The sequence below is a fragment of the Shewanella sp. LC6 genome, from assembly GCF_006385735.2.
Taxonomy (GTDB): Bacteria; Pseudomonadota; Gammaproteobacteria; order Enterobacterales; family Shewanellaceae; genus Shewanella; species Shewanella xiamenensis.
This window is the reverse complement of sequence record NZ_CP043902.1, coordinates 3,307,455-3,323,660: the sequence shown is the minus strand read 5'-3', so window position 1 is coordinate 3,323,660 and position 16,206 is coordinate 3,307,455. Positions and strand designations below refer to the sequence as shown.

Annotated in this window: 13 protein-coding genes; 11 read left to right on the top strand and 2 right to left on the bottom strand. The window is 47.2% G+C overall.

Annotated features, from left to right (window positions below):
• Positions 1 to 39 precede the first annotated feature (39 nt).
• A complete protein-coding gene (gene tilS / locus FJD32_RS15000; RefSeq protein WP_088585820.1) occupies positions 40 to 1,437 on the top strand; it encodes a tRNA lysidine(34) synthetase TilS in 1,398 nt (465 codons plus the stop codon).
• A 50-nt stretch (positions 1,438 to 1,487) separates the two neighbouring features.
• Here tilS and FJD32_RS14995 read toward each other — a convergent pair whose 3' ends face one another.
• Positions 1,488 to 2,378 (bottom strand): GGDEF domain-containing protein, encoded by an 891-nt coding sequence (locus tag FJD32_RS14995; protein WP_088585819.1) that lies wholly within the window; start codon positions 2,376 to 2,378, stop codon positions 1,488 to 1,490.
• Positions 2,379 to 2,549: 171 nt separating this feature from the next.
• Here FJD32_RS14995 and FJD32_RS14990 point away from each other — a divergent pair, with 171 nt between their 5' ends.
• Positions 2,550 to 4,496: a monovalent cation:proton antiporter family protein gene (locus FJD32_RS14990; RefSeq protein WP_088585818.1), complete on the top strand. Its 1,947-nt coding sequence runs from the start codon at positions 2,550 to 2,552 to the stop codon at positions 4,494 to 4,496.
• 115 nt (positions 4,497 to 4,611) lie between these two features.
• On the opposite strand, the gene FJD32_RS14985 is transcribed toward FJD32_RS14990, so the two are convergent.
• The gene (locus tag FJD32_RS14985; RefSeq protein WP_011071803.1) at positions 4,612 to 4,821 is read right to left on the bottom strand and encodes a cold-shock protein; all 210 of its coding nucleotides are present in this window, start codon (positions 4,819 to 4,821) and stop codon (positions 4,612 to 4,614) included.
• 526 nt (positions 4,822 to 5,347) lie between these two features.
• On the opposite strand from FJD32_RS14985, the gene FJD32_RS14980 reads away from it, so the two are divergent.
• From FJD32_RS14980 to FJD32_RS14940, 9 genes are all read left to right on the top strand, one after another.
• On the top strand, positions 5,348 to 7,171 hold the full coding sequence (locus FJD32_RS14980) for a DUF885 domain-containing protein (protein ID WP_088585817.1): 1,824 nt from the start codon (positions 5,348 to 5,350) through the stop codon (positions 7,169 to 7,171).
• Positions 7,172 to 7,362: 191 nt separating this feature from the next.
• Complete coding sequence (locus tag FJD32_RS14975; protein WP_088585816.1) at positions 7,363 to 10,638, top strand: DEAD/DEAH box helicase; 3,276 nt, start codon at positions 7,363 to 7,365, stop codon at positions 10,636 to 10,638.
• Between the two features lie 121 nt (positions 10,639 to 10,759).
• The gene (locus FJD32_RS14970; RefSeq protein WP_088585815.1) at positions 10,760 to 11,518 is read left to right on the top strand and encodes a phosphatase; all 759 of its coding nucleotides are present in this window, start codon (positions 10,760 to 10,762) and stop codon (positions 11,516 to 11,518) included.
• 17 nt (positions 11,519 to 11,535) lie between these two features.
• Entirely contained in the window at positions 11,536 to 12,522 is a 987-nt protein-coding gene (gene rfbD, locus FJD32_RS14965) for a dTDP-4-dehydrorhamnose reductase (RefSeq protein ID WP_088585814.1), read from the top strand.
• 42 nt (positions 12,523 to 12,564) lie between these two features.
• The gene (locus tag FJD32_RS14960; RefSeq protein ID WP_181159795.1) at positions 12,565 to 12,717 is read left to right on the top strand and encodes a hypothetical protein; all 153 of its coding nucleotides are present in this window, start codon (positions 12,565 to 12,567) and stop codon (positions 12,715 to 12,717) included.
• 104 nt (positions 12,718 to 12,821) lie between these two features.
• Entirely contained in the window at positions 12,822 to 13,628 is an 807-nt protein-coding gene (cysQ, locus tag FJD32_RS14955; RefSeq protein ID WP_088585813.1) for a 3'(2'),5'-bisphosphate nucleotidase CysQ, read from the top strand.
• A 62-nt stretch (positions 13,629 to 13,690) separates the two neighbouring features.
• Positions 13,691 to 14,611 carry a fructokinase gene (gene mak, locus FJD32_RS14950; protein ID WP_088585812.1) on the top strand — a complete coding sequence of 307 codons (921 nt, stop codon included), beginning with the start codon at positions 13,691 to 13,693 and terminating at the stop codon, positions 14,609 to 14,611.
• A gap of 106 nt (positions 14,612 to 14,717) precedes the next feature.
• Positions 14,718 to 15,452 (top strand): YdcF family protein, encoded by a 735-nt coding sequence (locus FJD32_RS14945; RefSeq protein WP_088585811.1) that lies wholly within the window; start codon positions 14,718 to 14,720, stop codon positions 15,450 to 15,452.
• Positions 15,453 to 15,456: 4 nt separating this feature from the next.
• Complete coding sequence (locus tag FJD32_RS14940; protein WP_037416799.1) at positions 15,457 to 16,152, top strand: DUF2982 domain-containing protein; 696 nt, start codon at positions 15,457 to 15,459, stop codon at positions 16,150 to 16,152.
• Positions 16,153 to 16,206 lie beyond the last annotated feature (54 nt).

Below are 16,206 nucleotides of genomic sequence, written 5' to 3'. Positions count from 1 at the left end.
CCAAGCTTAGGTTTCTGTTGTTTTTGAGTGGGGAAGAGGATGGCTGCGCAGGATTTGAGTGTTCATATAGCGCGATTTTTAGATAGCTTACCCTTTCAAGCGGGGAGCAAGTTAGTCCTCGCTTACAGTGGCGGAGTCGATTCCGAAGTGCTCGCCTACGGCTTAAGTGAATATGCTAAACAGCGTCCTGATTTACGCTATCAATTGATTTATGTACACCATGGCTTGAGCCCCAATGCCGATGCTTGGGCCAAGCATTGTCAAGAACGCGCGGCCCTGTATGGTTTACCTGTGACGGTAGAACGGGTGCAACTCGAGCTTGGTCCTCGGGTGAGCGTTGAGGCTGCAGCGCGAAAAGCGCGTTATCAGGCGATTTTAGCGTATCTTAGTCCGCAGGATATCTTACTAACCGCTCACCATGAAGATGATCAACTCGAGACAATTCTGTTAGCCCTAAAACGCGGTCAAGGCCCTAAGGGGTTAGCGGCCATGGGGCATATTCAGCCGCTCTCATTAGCAGGTAAAGGTTCGTGCTTACAAGTGCGCCCTTTGCTTGATATTAGCCGCGAGATGATTGAAGCCTTTGCTAAAGCGCAACATTTAGTCCATATCGACGATGAGAGTAATCAAGATGATAAGTACGATCGTAACTTTCTTCGCCTCGAGATTATCCCACGCCTAAAGGCGCGCTGGCCAAGTATCGCCAGCACCGCCAGTCGCAGTGCCCAGCTTTGTGCCGAGCAGCAAGCCATAGTAGAAACTGAGGTCAGTGAGCGTTTACCTCAGCTGTTAACCAAGGCGGCTGTTACTGAGCAAACTGTACTCAAGCTGACTGAATTGGCAGCGCAACCGATTGAATGGCAAGGGATACTGCTGCGGGGCTTTATTGAGTCCCAAGGGTTTTCACTGCCATCCTACGTGCAGTTGCAGCAAATGTTGCAGCAATTAATCCACGCTAAAGAGGATGCTAAGGTCCATATCCGCATTAATGACTGTGTACTGCGCCGCTTTGCCGGGATGCTTTATCTGGATAGTGGAGAAACCCTATCTACTGCGCCCCACATTACAGCGCGCGACCTACATCAAGAGATTCTGACCTTATTGACTCAAGCATCAGCAATGGTTGAAGACAAGATTGTGCCATTTGCGTTGGTGACCACAGGCCCTCGGCTACGTTTACCTAACGCCGATGAAGTGGTGAGTCTACGTTATGGCTTGCCGGGGCAATTTCGCTGTCAGCCACATTTTCGAGATAAGGGACGCGAGCTGAAAAAGTTATGGCAGGAATGCGCTGTGCCGCCATGGTTACGTACTGATGTAGGATTCGTGTTCTACAACGATAAGCTGGTGATGGCCTTTGGTCTCTGGGTCGAAAAGGCATTTTGTGCCCAAGGGGATGATATCGGGCTTAAGTTTGATGGGAATGCGATCGGATAGCAAAGTCTATTTGCCATGCTTTATCGCCAGTGAGCAGCATCCATGCTCGATTAAGACAGTTGGGCCGGGCTTAACTTGTAGCAATTACGCCCCGAGGCTTTGGCTTGATACAAAGTTTTATCAGCCTGCTCATAGAGTTGTTCGGCTTCCATCGTGTCGCTCGCCTCAGCCGCCCCAAGGCTACTGCTCACGCCAAATTGATGGAAGCTGGTATTGGCATTGGTTGCAGTGACGATACGCTCACACAGTAAACCCGCGGCATGAATATTACCTTGTACTATGACCACAAACTCATCGCCGCCGATGCGGAAAGCCTGATCTGTACTACGGATACAGCTACGGATAATGTCACCAAACTCCTTCAAAATATAGTCACCGCATTTGTGACCATACTTATCGTTAAGCTGCTTAAAATTATCCAAATCCAACACAATAAGTGACACCGTTCCCTGTTTTCTGTGAGCCCTGGCCACCGCGTTTTTCAGGCTTTGGCTGTAATAGTGACGATTTCCAAGACCCGTTAGGGAGTCAAACATCGCCTGCATCGACATTTCTTGGTACTGCATGGCATTCAGCAATGGTTGTAACAAGAGCGGCTCTATTTCTTGCAAGCTGATGCTCTGTGAGGGCGTTAGTGGCGTTAACAGTTGATACTGCAGTGTAACTGGTGTCCCGCCGCAAATGATCTGCCGTTTAAGGCTAATCCCATAACGTTTACCCCAGCTTAATTTATATTGCTCAGATTGTAGTCGAACCCCTTGAATCGGCAGATGTTGTCCCAGCACTTTGCCGTAGCAGGCAAAGACTGTCCGCGGATCTAAACTAGCATGCAGTTGCTGGATAACTTGTACGAGATCCAGCGGCGCGGATGTCGGGCTATATGCCTCTGTTTGATAGTTATATTCATCGGGATATAACGTGGTCGCTAAGCCAAAGTCCATTATGATTACCCCAGCAAATGAAATGGCGATAAAAACTGTTACCTTAGTTAAGCAATATGTGTGCCGTTATATTTAATAATTAGATTTGTCTTTATATGTCACTCAGTTAAGCTTAAAGCTCATCGTTATAATTTTTAACATGCCAGTAATTTGACAGGAGCTAGTGCGTCTATGGAACATGGTTTCTTGATTCAAATTCTGCTGATGTTAGTCATTGCGATCGTTGCGATTGCGCTACTTAGGCGTATCGGTTTGCCAGCGATTTTGGCGTATTTGTTAACAGGAGTACTCAGTGGGCCGAGTGGCTTTCATTGGTTTACTCAGCAGCAAATGCAGTCTGTCGCCGAGCTTGGGGTAGTGCTGTTGATGTTTACCCTAGGGCTCGAGTTTTCGGTACCCCGCTTATGGGCGATGCGCAGAACCGTGTTTGGTTTAGGCAGTGCACAGGTGCTCGTCACCACTGTCTTGACTATGCTAGTGGCGTTAGCCTGTGGGTTGAATTGGATTGAATCCCTCGTTATCGGCGCTGCAATTGCGCTTTCATCTACCGCCATCGTGCTTAAACTGCTCAATGAGCAGGGCTGGCTGAGGCGTCGTCATGGCGAATTATCTGTCAGTGTACTGTTATTTCAGGATTTAGCGGTAGTGCCGCTGCTGATTCTACTGCCATTACTCGGACAGAGTGATGAACCCTTAATGTTAGCCTCTATCGCTTGGGCGTTACTCAAGGGGATTCTCGCCTTCTTTTTCTTAATGGCTTTGGGGAAGTGGGCTTTACCCAGGCTGTTTGATGAGGTGGCAAGGTCGCGCTCAAATGAACTCTTTGTTCTTTCAACATTAGTGGTCGCCTTGGTCACGGGCGCATTTACCCAGTGGTTAGGATTATCAATGGCCTTAGGGGCATTTATGGCGGGGATGCTGCTTGGTGAGAGTCAATATCGTCGCCAGCTAGAGGCGGATATTCGCCCCTTTCGCGATCTATTAATGGGGCTATTTTTTATTTCTATCGGCATGATGCTAGATTTTGGATTGGTTATTCAGTTTTGGTGGCAAATTCTATTGGTTCTGCTCGCAGTTGTGTTTGGTAAGGCACTTATTATCCATGGATTATTACGCTTAGTGGGTGAGCCCTTTAGGATTGCGATTAGCACAGCCTTAAGCTTGGCGCAGGTAGGGGAATTTAGTTTTGTGGTACTCGCGCTCGCCGTTAGCTATGGGTTACTGAGTAATGAGATCAGTACGATGCTGGTAATGGTGGCGGTATTATCGATGAGTATCGCCCCTTGGTTGGTGCGTCACAGTGTGGATATTGCAAAGTGGTTATTGGGGATCCGCCAGTCAGCGCATGTAGATGATGTCGTCCCCGTGGTATCCGACGACCATGATTTAGTGGTGATTTTGGGGTATGGGCGCGTAGGGCAAACCATTGCGCGTTTTTTAAAGACCGAAGCCGTGCCTTATTTGGTGCTCGATCTTGATCCCACAAGGGTTTCTGAGGCGCGTCGAGCTGGGGAGCCTATTTACTTTGGTGATGTGTGTAAGCGGGCCATTCTCAAACAGATTGGTATTAAGCATGCCAAAATGATAGTGATCACCTTTAGCGACTCCCGCAGTTTAGAAGACGCCTTACCCTTATGCCGGCAACTGGCTCCTGAAGCTAACATTTTGGTCAGAACCCGCGATGATAGCGAGTTAGACTTATTGCAAAAGGCGGGGGCCAATCAAGTCATCCCAGAAACCTTAGAAGGAAGTTTGATGTTAGTTTCGCAGGTTTTGCATCAATGCGGAGTGCCATTAGCGCGGATCCTCAAGCGGTTAGAGTCGGAGCGGCGTAATCATTATCAATTTTTACATGGCTTTTTCTCGGGTACAGAGACGGATTTCACTTTAGAATCTTTGCATGCAGTGCTGCTGCACCGCGGTGCAAATGCCGTTGGTAAGCACGTGGCGGATATTGATTGGGAATCACTGCGGGTAGAGTTGAGGGCTATACGTCGTAATGGTCAAGAAATTGAGCATCCTGCATCGGATTGGGTATTTCGAGCGGGGGATATTCTCCTCATCGTCGGCAAACCGAGAAGAGTAGAAAATGCAGAAGCGAAATTACTGCAGGGCTAGTTGGTTTAATGAGAACATCAATCAATAGGATAAAACGCACCAATAAAAAATGCCGACACTGAGTCGGCATTTTGTCTGTAAACTTGTTGTTAATTAATCCCTTGCGGGAAGTTAATTACAGAACAACAACGTTCGCAGCTTGAGGGCCTTTTTGGCCTTGTTCGACTTCGTAAGAAACCTTTTGACCTTCAGCAAGGGTTTTAAAGCCATCAGATACGATTGCGCGGAAGTGAACGAATGCGTCAGCGCCACCGTTATCAGGGGAAATAAAACCAAAACCTTTGTCTTCGTTAAACCATTTTACTACACCAGTAGTTTTAGACATGAATGTCTCCAAAATTTTCAAAAAAATAATTCGCAACAATGCGTGAAATTAGCCAGAAATAGAATTATTTACATTGATGATAAGTTATGAGTGGAAAGCTTCATGACAGCAAACAAATACCGGGTGCAGCGAAGGTTTTCAAATACATAATATTGCTTATAAATAGGTCTGACTCACAGGCCAGGACGCAGAATAGCATACTCCCACTTTTTGTATAGCTTTATTTTTAACTAGGGCATATCTATTAGGGGTTTTTAGTTCAAACATTTGATGAGGATAATTTTTTATTGTTTTTATTCATATGGATAGTGTTTGATTGTGTCACTGAAGCCAGATTGAAATAATTATTCCTGTAAGTTTACTCGCACTATAAAAAGTGGTGCTAAACATTTAGAAGGTGGCTTATTTATTTGTCACTTTTCGTTACGTTATTAAATTGTTGCTTATTTGTGATGGTGGTATTGTTTTCCGTATTGGGAAGTTTTCCCATCGAACTTTGACAATAATGACCTGTGGAGCATCAATATTGAAAACGGTATTAAAACGCATTGGGCTTGGCATTTTAGCCATATTGCTATTGTTGATGGCAGTTGCCGCCCATGAATGGTTTGCCAAAAAGCCATTTTTCTTTCGCGCATTTTTAGATAGAAGCGTCGTAAAAATGGCCTTTGAAAGTCCTGAGACGTTAACATCCTTAGGATTTTTAGAATCTGTTGGGATTACGGGGCATAACGCCCTGCTCGACGATGATAGCCCTGAAGCCATGGACAAAACCTTTACTCAAGTCCGTGCGTTAAGAGACACATTACTGAGTTACCAAGACGCAGATCTCGATGATAATCAGCGTATTTCGAAGGATATTGCATTGTATCTGGCGGATTTTGCCCTCGCGGCCGAACCCTATCGCTATCATAACTATCCGGTGAATCAGTTGTTTGGTGTGCAAAATGGTTACCCAAGCTTTATGCAGGCGCAGCATCAAATCCATTCGGTTGATGATGCTGAAAATTACCTCTCGCGCTTAATTGCGGTGAAGACTAAGTTTGGGCAAACCTTAGAAGGGCTCAAACTTCGTGAAGCTAAGGGCATTATTCCGCCTAAGTTTGTGATTGAGCGGGTGCTTACTGAAATGAATGACTTTATCAGTGTGCCAGTTGAAGACAATATTCTCTACAGCTCCCTTAAAACCAAATTAGCAGAAACTCAGATTAGCAGCGATGAACAGGCGTGTTTGCTTGCCACCGCAAAAACCAATATTGAAGCTTACGTGCAGCCAGCGTATCGACTCTTCATTGATTATTTTACTGAGTTACAGACTAAAGCAGGCACGGATGATGGTTATTGGGCTTTGCCTAACGGGAATGTAGCCTATGAACAGCTGTTGAAGTTCTTTACTACGACAAATTACACCGCCGATGAGATCCATGCTAAAGGCTTGGCCGAGGTGAGCCGTATCCAAGGTGAAATCATGACCATCTTGTCAGCACAAGGGTACGATATAAGCCAAGGATTTTCGGTGGCGATTGAGGCCTTGGCCGCCGATCCTAAATTTTACTATGAAGACACCGATGCTGGCAGAGCGCAGATCCTAGTGGATTATCAAAAAATCCTCGACGAGATCAATGCCGGACTCGACAACGCATTTCGTATCCGTCCAAAGGCGGGAATGGAAGTGGTGCGTATTCCTGAATTTAAAGAGAAAACGGCTCCTGGCGCTTATTATCAGCAACCGGCGATTGACGGCAGCCGCCCAGGACGTTTTTATGCCAACCTCTTTGATATCAAAGCAACACCTAAATACGGTATGCGTACCTTAGCCTACCATGAGGGGATCCCCGGACATCATTTTCAGGTTGCAGTTGCAATGGAACTTGAAGGGCAACCACTTATTCGTAAGATGGCGCCTTTTACCGCTTATATTGAAGGCTGGGCACTCTATAGTGAGCGTTTAGCTTGGGAACTCGGTTTCCAACAAGATCCCTTCGATAATATTGGTCGTTTGCAGGCGGAGTTGTTTAGAGCTGTGCGCCTTGTTGTTGATACAGGTATTCACCATAGTCGTTGGACACGGGAACAAGCCATTGACTATATGAAGAAAAATACTGGAATGTCAGATCGCGATGTGACCGCTGAAATTGAGCGTTATATTGTGATGCCCGGCCAAGCGACAGCCTATAAGGTGGGGATGATGAAGATCCTCGAACTGCGGGAAAAGTCGAAACAAGCTCTTGGGGACAAATTTGATTTGCGCGATTTTCACGATGTGCTGCTTAAAAATGGCGCTGTTCCCTTAGATATTTTAGAAAAATTGGTTGATCGCTATATTGCTGATAAGCGTCGTCAAGCCTAAGTTGAGGTGACTTTAGTTGGCACATCCCCGCAGGAATGGTCTGCGGGGATATATCCCGCTCACGTAAGTGATTCGTCTTCTGGCTTTCCCTATCCGGTTTCAATACAATTCCCCCTTACACGTTGATAAATGCCTTTGACAATCGTGGTTTATTGTCCGTAAAGGTATTTTTGAGTTTCAAGGTTTTGCTGATGAATCGCTTTCCCCCCCAAGAGCCCATTCAATTGACTCAAACGGCAATTGAGTCCTTATTCACGCCGCCGACCTTGATGCGTGCCCGTGATTATGTGATGCAGGGGAAGGTGTTAAGCGCAAAAGCCAATGCCGATTTTCGCCATATTGAAGGCTCGGTAGCGGGCAGTGAAACCTCGCCCTATCGTCAAGATATACGTTTAGTCAGCGTCAATCATAAGCTCATCATGAACGGTTTTTGCTCTTGTCCCGCCACGGGACATTGCAAGCATATGGCTGCGGTACTGTATAGCTTGCTCACCGATAAAACGGTTGAGGATCAACGCATCGCCCAATGGTTACATCTACTCGATGATGCCGATGATCCTCGTTTGAATGATGTTGAGTCCCTCTACGATGATCGGGTGCTGTATATCCTCTCAAAGGACGATAATGGGGTGTTTATCGAGCTTAGGCGCGGCAAGGTTGGGAAGAAGGGCGGTTATAACAAGGGTTCCAAAATTGCACTCTCGGATGTGCAATATTATATGCCTGCATGGATTGGTGCCGAGGATGTGCTGATCATCAATCTGATAATGTCTACGAGGCGCCATGGTGCATCGCGGCTCTATCTTAAGGCGCAGTTAGGTGCGGTTGCGCTCGAGAAAATGCTCGCGACCGAACGTTGTTTTTGGGAGGAAAGTCGCCTCGCATTGACCGCGGGCGATGCCATTACGCCACAGTTTATTTGGCAAGATATTGATAGTGAACACAAGCAAATGCGCCTTGTTTTGCCCAAGCGAGATAATTGGGAGCTTGTGCCAACCGAGCCTGCGTATTATATCGAACTCGATTACTTTCAAATTGGTCTTATCGACACTGATATCAGTATTGAAAAATTGCGCCTACTCAGCCAAATGCCACCCGTGCCTCGCACGCAGGTTGAGGTGGTGAGTCATAAACTGATTAAACATTTTTCAGCGCGCACAGTGCCGCTACCAAGTGCCATCAATTTTGTCGAACTACGGGATAAACTTCGGGTTCGGTTGAGCCTAAATATGCTTTCGGCGGTATCGACTCATGCCAATGCTACTCTACCTAATACGACCCAACTCAAGACAACAACGCCACATATTCAAGCTGTTGATATCAATCAGCCCTATGTGACCTTGGCATTTATCTACGGTGATGTCGTTTTGAGTGGTAATGCAGCTAAAGAAGCCTTAACCCTTGTGACCCAAGGCGGAACAACCTATCAAATTAACCGTGCGTTGGACGAAGAGCAAACGGCGGTTGAGGCTCTGCAAACGCTTGGATTTACTCGTTTTGTATTTGATCTTAGCAGTTTAGCCTGCCACTGGCGCTTAGGTGTGTTGCCCGAGGCGATTCGGGAGTGGCTGCACTTTATCGATGAAGACGTCCCAAGATTACAAGCCCAAGGTGTTGAGGTGTTATTGGCGCCCGAGTTTAGCCTTAAGGTAGTCGACGCGCCGTTAACCGTTGAGCTGGATGACAGTAAAGAGGGCTGGTTTTCCCTGTCTTTGCATGCGGATATCAATGGTCAGCGGTTACCCATGTTGCCGCTGGTGGCCACTTGGCTTAAACAACATGGTGAGCCCGCCGATGATGCCGAGCTATTGCTACCTAGCCCAAATGGTGAGTGGCTTAAAATTAAAGCCAGTGTTATCAAACCCTTGATGAGCATTATTTTAGAGCTGTTTGAACAGCACCGCGGCAACAGTATCGCCTTACCTAAATATCGGGCACATTTACTCAATGAGTTAGCCCAGAGTGATATCAGCTTGCTCAATGGTGAGCGGGTGCGCCAACTTGCGGCCAAATTAGAACAATTTACTGGTGTTGTTGCGGTTACTGCGCCAACCCAATTACAGGCAGAGCTGCGTCCCTATCAGCAACAGGGCTTAAATTGGTTATGTTTTTTAAAGGAATATCAACTAGGTGGCATTTTAGCCGACGATATGGGATTGGGTAAAACCATTCAAACTTTGGCATTCCTGTTGAAGCAAAAACAGCTTAAGTCCGCGGCTGGCCCTCATCTACCCAGTTTAATTATCTGCCCCACCAGTTTGGTCGGGAACTGGGCAAAGGAGGCGGCAAAATTTGCGCCTTCGTTAACACTGGCGGTGATCCATGGCGCACAGCGCGGGCCGCTTTTGGCACGGTTAAGTGAGTTTGATGTGGTTGTTACTACCTATCCGTTAATGGTGAGGGATAACGATTTTTACCAGGCACAACCTTTTGAGCACATAGTGCTTGATGAAGCACAGCAGATTAAAAATGCTCAAGCTAAAGTCAGTCAGATGATTAAAGCGCTGCAGGCGCCTTTTAAACTCTGCCTTACGGGGACGCCCCTTGAAAATCATTTAGGTGAACTCAAATCCTTAATGGATTTTTGTTTGCCAGGACTCCTTGGGACAACGGCTTATTTTAATAAGGCATTTCGTTATCGGATTGAGCGTTACGGCGATAGCGAGCAGGCAAAAGTGTTGAGTCAACGCATTGCGCCCTTTGTGCTCAGACGAACGAAGGCGGAGGTAGTGACTGAACTTCCGCCTAAAACCGAAATTTATCAAACTCTTGAGCTTGAGAAAGATCAACGCAATCTGTACGAGAGTATTCGCTTAAGTATGGAGAAAAAAATTCGAGAATTGTTTGCAAGCCAAGGCGTGGCGGGCAGCCATATCGAGTTTTTAGACGCGCTACTCAAATTGCGTCAAGCCTGCTGCGATCCGCGATTAGTAAAACTCGAACAGGCACAAAAAGTTAAAAATAACGCCAAGCTTAACTGGCTTAGCCAAAACTTGCCGGAAATGGTGCAGGAAGGACGCAAAATTTTAATCTTCAGCCAATTTACTAGCATGCTGATTTTGATTGAAGAATTGCTGCAATCCTTAGAGATCGACTACAGCAAACTGACAGGGCAAACTCGGCTACGTCAGGTGCAGATTGATCAATTCCAAGAAGGCGATACGCCAGTGTTTTTAATTAGCTTAAAGGCGGGCGGAACTGGGCTTAATTTGACCGCTGCCGATACGGTTATCCATTACGATCCTTGGTGGAATCCTGCGGCCGAAAGGCAAGCCACTGATAGAGCACACCGTATTGGCCAAGAAAATCCGGTGTTTGTCTATAAGCTTATCGCCGAGGGGACGGTGGAAGAAAAAATCCAAGAGATGCAGCAGCATAAACAAGGTTTAGCCGATAGTATTCTTGAAGGTAAGGGCAGTGGCGCATGGCAAGGTAGTGCCGATGAACTGCTCTCTTTATTCCACTAAGGCATTGTTGCATATCACTGCCTGTGGTCGTTGACTTGGCGACTCTTGTACAAGCAGAGCGGTAACAGATTGATGCTTAAAAATTCTTTTTAAAATGCGAGTTAAAAGACAGAGGTGACCCATGCAGTACCCAGTCGATACCCATACCCATACCGTGGCATCCTCCCATGCCTATAGCACTATCCATGATTATCTTGCGGTGGCAAAACAAAAGGGGATCCGCCTGTTTGCGACGACAGATCATGGCCCTGCCATGGCGGATGCGCCGCATTTTTGGCATTTCGTTAATTTACGGGTATTGCCACGCATGGTCGATGGTGTCGGGATTTTACGCGGCATTGAAGCCAATATTAAAAATCGCGACGGTGAAATCGATTACTTTGGCGATTATCTGTCGCAGCTCGATATCGTCTTGGCGGGATTCCATGAACCTGTGTTTGCGCCCTCAGATAAGGCAACCCATACCGAGGCGATGATTAATGCCATTAAAAGTGGCAAGGTCGATATTATTACTCACCCAGGAAACCCCGCATATCCCATTGATATTGAAGCTGTCGTCACCGCTGCCGCCCAATATGGGGTTGCACTTGAAATTAATAATTCCTCCTTTGAAGTGTCTCGCAAGGGCAGTGAAGCCAACTGCACCGCGATAGCCAAGGCGGCGAAAGCGTTAGGTGCAACCTTAGTCATGGGGTCTGATTCCCATGTGGCATTTAGCCTTGGTGGATTTGATCGCGCCTTAAGCATTATCAATGCGGTTGATTATCCAAAGGATAAGCTGCTTAATCGCTCGCCCATGGCGCTGTTAGACTTTTTGACTCTGCGGGGGCATCAAACTGTTGCTGATTTTATACCGCTCTTTCGCGATGAAGTAATCTGAGGCGCTTGAGTCAATCAATGCAGGATGTCACTCCCGCGCGACCAACAGTGCTCTTAACTGGCGCGCACAGCCAACTAGCAAAAGCATTAATCCGAACGCATCTCAATGGTGGATTAGCATTTAATCTCCATCCGCTTACGCATGCTGCCTTAGATATCAGCGATAAATACAGTGTGGCGGAGGTGTTTGCGCAGGTTAAGCCCGACTGGGTGATTAACTGTGCGGCCTATAATGCGGTCGACAAGGCTGAGATAGCGGTGGATGAGGCTTATCGCGTCAATAGCCTCGGCCCAGAATTATTGGCAACCGAATGTGCGCTCACGGGCGCACGGTTTGTACATATTTCCAGTGATTATGTGTTTAGCAGTCTGCTTGCGAGCGTTGAGGCCAATGCCTTAAGTGAATCTGTGACACCTTCGCCAATATCGGTTTATGGCAAGAGTAAGCTTGCCGGAGAGCAAGCGGTGCTGCGTATCTTGGGTGAGCGCGCGATTGTTATCCGTACCGCATGGCTTTACGGTGTCGATGGGCATAATTTTGTGAAAACTATGCTGAGGTTGATGGCCGCCACGCCCGATGCTCAGCCGCTCTTGGTGATTGACGATCAAATCGGCTCACCTACGTGGGTCGATGCCCTCGCGTCGCTTATCTGGCAACTGATGCTAACGGGCGAGTCGGGGCGATTCCATTACGCTGGGCAGGGGCAATGCAGTTGGTATGAATTTGCTGCTGAAATTCAGCAGCAAGCGTTGGCTCTTAAGTTATTAGATAAAGCCGTGCCTGTTGTTGCTATCGATAGCCTCAGTTATGCCGCCAAAGCGCTTGAGAAAGGCAATGTGCTGGCACAAAGGCCGACTTACAGCGCGCTTAATAGCGATAAACTGCGACAGACGCTGGATAAGCACCATCTTGCCGCTATGCAATGTCCTGAAGTTTGGCAGGATTGGCGAGTGCAACTTAACTGCATGCTTAACACCCTTATAACACAAGGTGCAAAACCCTAAACAGATGCCGTTTTTTGTTACTCACAGGCAAGCGGATTGCCTTTGCCAGTATTCCAATCCTATGTGGTTTGTTTTCAAGGCGGTGAATACGAATGCAGCCTAGGGAATGACTCTTTTCAGCGTATCTTGCTTGGCTTAGACTCGACTTATTTAAAATTAAAGCCTGTTGCTGAGGACTTAAGCTTTGGTGTTTAAGCCCGCTTAGTCAATTTTGCTTGATGTATGACGAATTTGTTCTTAATTCTCAATGGCTGCCGATGGCATAATGCCGCAAAGCTGATTGAATAAAGGACGACTAAGTGACCGATAACACCACAATTGCGCTGCATTTTTCTAAAGCGGACTTGTTGCGGCTAGTGAATATAGCCCATGCGGCAGGTGATGCCATTATGGCGATTTACGCCCAAGAGCATATTGCTGTTACACAAAAGAGTGATGATAGTCCTGTCACTGCTGCCGATCTTGCAGCCCATAGGGTGATAGTCACTCAATTAGCTGAGCAATTTGCGGGCATTGCTGTAATGTCAGAAGAAGCCGCCGATATTCCTTGGGATGAACGTGAGCAATGGCAGACCTACTGGCTTATCGATCCTTTAGATGGCACGAAGGAATTTATTAAGCGAAATGGTGAGTTTACCGTCAATATAGCGCTCATTCATCGAGGCGAAGCTATCGCGGGTGTGGTTTATGCTCCAGTGTTGAACACGACTTATTATGGGGCGAAACACTTAGGTGCCTGGCGACAGGATGGGCAGCAAGAACAGCCGCTTCAGGGCTGTAAGATACCAAGACAGGTGCCGATAGTGGTGGGCAGTCGTTCGCACTTAAGCCCTGATGTGGCTGATTATTTGAACAATATTGGCCAGCATGAAATGTTAAGCGTAGGAAGCTCGCTGAAGTTTTGTATGCTGGCAGAAGGTAAGGCCGATCTCTATCCAAGATTGGGGCCTACCAGCGAATGGGACACTGCGGCAGCGCAGGCGGTACTTGAAAGCGCAGGCGGAAAAGTCGTGTGTTATGACTCAGGTTTACCCTTAACCTACAATCAAAAACCTGACATATTAAACCCTTATTTTATTGCCACAGCGCCTGGCTGGGCAAAATAACGAGCAATCACAAGCGAGTCTGCGCGGACTCCTTGGCAGAACAATAGCGGAGAAGCTTATTCATGATACGCATGGGCATCGATTTAGGCGGCACAAAAATAGAACTCGTCGCCTTAAATGACGAAGGAAATGAGGTTTTTCGTAAGCGTATCAATACCCCTCGGGATTATCAGGGCACGCTTAACGCGATCGTCGATTTAGTGAATGAGGCGGAAGCGACCTTAGGTGAAAAAGGCTCTGTTGGCGTGGGGATCCCGGGAGTCATTTCTCCCTATTCAGGATTAGTCAAAAATGCCAACTCGACTTGGATCAACGGTCATCCCTTGGATGTGCATTTAGGGGAGCTGCTCGGCCGTGAAGTGCGGGTTGCTAACGATGCCAACTGTTTTGCGGTATCTGAAGCCGTCGATGGTGCTGCTGCGGGTAAATCTGTGGTGTTTGGGGTGATCATTGGCACGGGCTGCGGCGCGGGTGTGGCCATTAACGGTAAAGTGCATGCGGGTGGTAATGGCATTGGTGGCGAATGGGGCCATAATCCGCTGCCGTGGATGACCAAGGAGGAGTTTAATACTACCCGTTGTTTTTGCGGTAATCCTGATTGTATCGAAACCTTTATTTCGGGCACTGGCTTTGTTCGTGATTACAATGAGGCGCTCAGTCGCGCAGCAAGCGTCCAACGTGTGCCCGCTAAATCTGGTTCAGAGATCATGAGCTTAGTCGACGATGGAGATGAGATAGCTATATTGGCCTTTGACCGTTACATGGATAGACTCGCGCGCTCACTGGCCCATGTGATTAATCTACTTGACCCAGATGCGATTGTGTTAGGTGGCGGCATGTCCAATATTGAGGCTATTTACCCAAGATTACCTGCATTATTAAGCCATTATGTTGTAGGGCGCGAATGCCGAACACCGGTTGTACAGAATCTTTATGGTTGTTCTTCAGGTGTGCGTGGCGCAGCGTGGTTATGGGAAAAATAACCCAGTAACCTTAGTTTTCACTCGTGACAACGCATCGCCTCGGCGATGCGTTTTGCTTTCTTTTGATGTTATGATTGCGCTCCTTTGGATTATTGGGCGCTAGCGCATGTTTTGGATTAAGAAAGTTGTCTCTCAGGCAATTATGCCTGTTCCATTTATCCTGTTGTTATTGCTGCTATCTTTGTTTATTTGGCGCAAACCGCGGTTAGCAAAATGGGCGATTGGCGGTGCTTTTACCCTTCTACTGTTATTAAGCAGTCAATTTAGTGTCGATTATCTCGTGAAACCGCTTGAGACCCAATATCCCATTAATTCCACTCCCATTGCGGATATCTGTGTGGTGATGGTGCTGGGTTCTGCTCACTCGGATATTGAAGGTGCTACGGCGGTACAGTCTCTATCGGCTGTGGCATTGGCAAGATTAACGGAAGGGCTTCGGCAGCTTAAGTTAGGTCAAGATTGTAGTTTAGTCGTTAGTGGTTGGGGCGGCGAGCTAACCCAACATCCCCACGCTGAAGTCATGGCCAAGGCTGCGGTTGAACTTGGCATCGATGTGTCACGTATTATTGAATTTCCGCTCGCGCGCGACACCCTTGAAGAAGCGCACTATTTTAAAGAGCGCTTTGGCAATCAGCCTGTGCGATTAGTCACCTCGGCCTCCCATATGCCACGGGCGATGGCCATTTTTAGTGGTAAAGGATTAACCGCAAGTGCGGCGCCGACGGATTTTAGGGCCAGAGACGATTTTTATTGGCGTTTTACTGCGGATAACTTACTCGCCTCGCAACGTGCGCTACATGAATACATTGGCCGTTTATGGCTTTGGGTAAAACAGGAATAAAAATATGGCCTTAGAGTCTGATATTGTCTCGGTTCGTCCACTCTCTAAACGTAATGGTTTGACTTTAACTATTGTAGGTGCCTGTGCCTTTGTGTTGGGCTTTGGCTTGTTTGTGATACTACCTGAGCTATTTGCAGTGGGCTTAGTGTTTTTCAGCTTGGGTGCGATCGCATTGATATTGGGCCTTGCAAAGGTTTTCGAGCCTGACACAACATTGACTATGGATGAGCAGGGGCTGACTTATTTTCATCGCCGCGGCAAGGTGTCGATAAACTGGGATAATATTCAGCGGGTTGACATTCCAAGGGTGACTCAGGGAGTTGATACTATTGAGCTTTCCTATATTGGTATTAAGCTAAAGCAGTTAAATCCGATACTCGATAATATTTCATTACGGCTTGCAGCGGGATTATTGACTGAGCAGCGGCCGTTACTGGTTACCGCCGCATCACAGCAAGAAGATTTAGCGACCTTAGAAACTTATCTTGGTGCTGAATTTAGCCCTTTGGTGGTTGATGGTGACAGATACCGCGGCGTATTGGCGATGTTTGGACATCGCTGCGTGATGCTCAACACTCACCTTGGCTATCATCTTTATATTCCCCATGACAGTTTAGATCGTGAGCCGCGGGAATTTATTAAACTGTTAAGGCAACGCATCGCGCAGAGTTCGACGCAAATCGATGCTACAACAAATTAACACTACTGATAAAAAAGGGGCCCCGATGGAGCCCCAATAAGTTGCAGAGAGGAA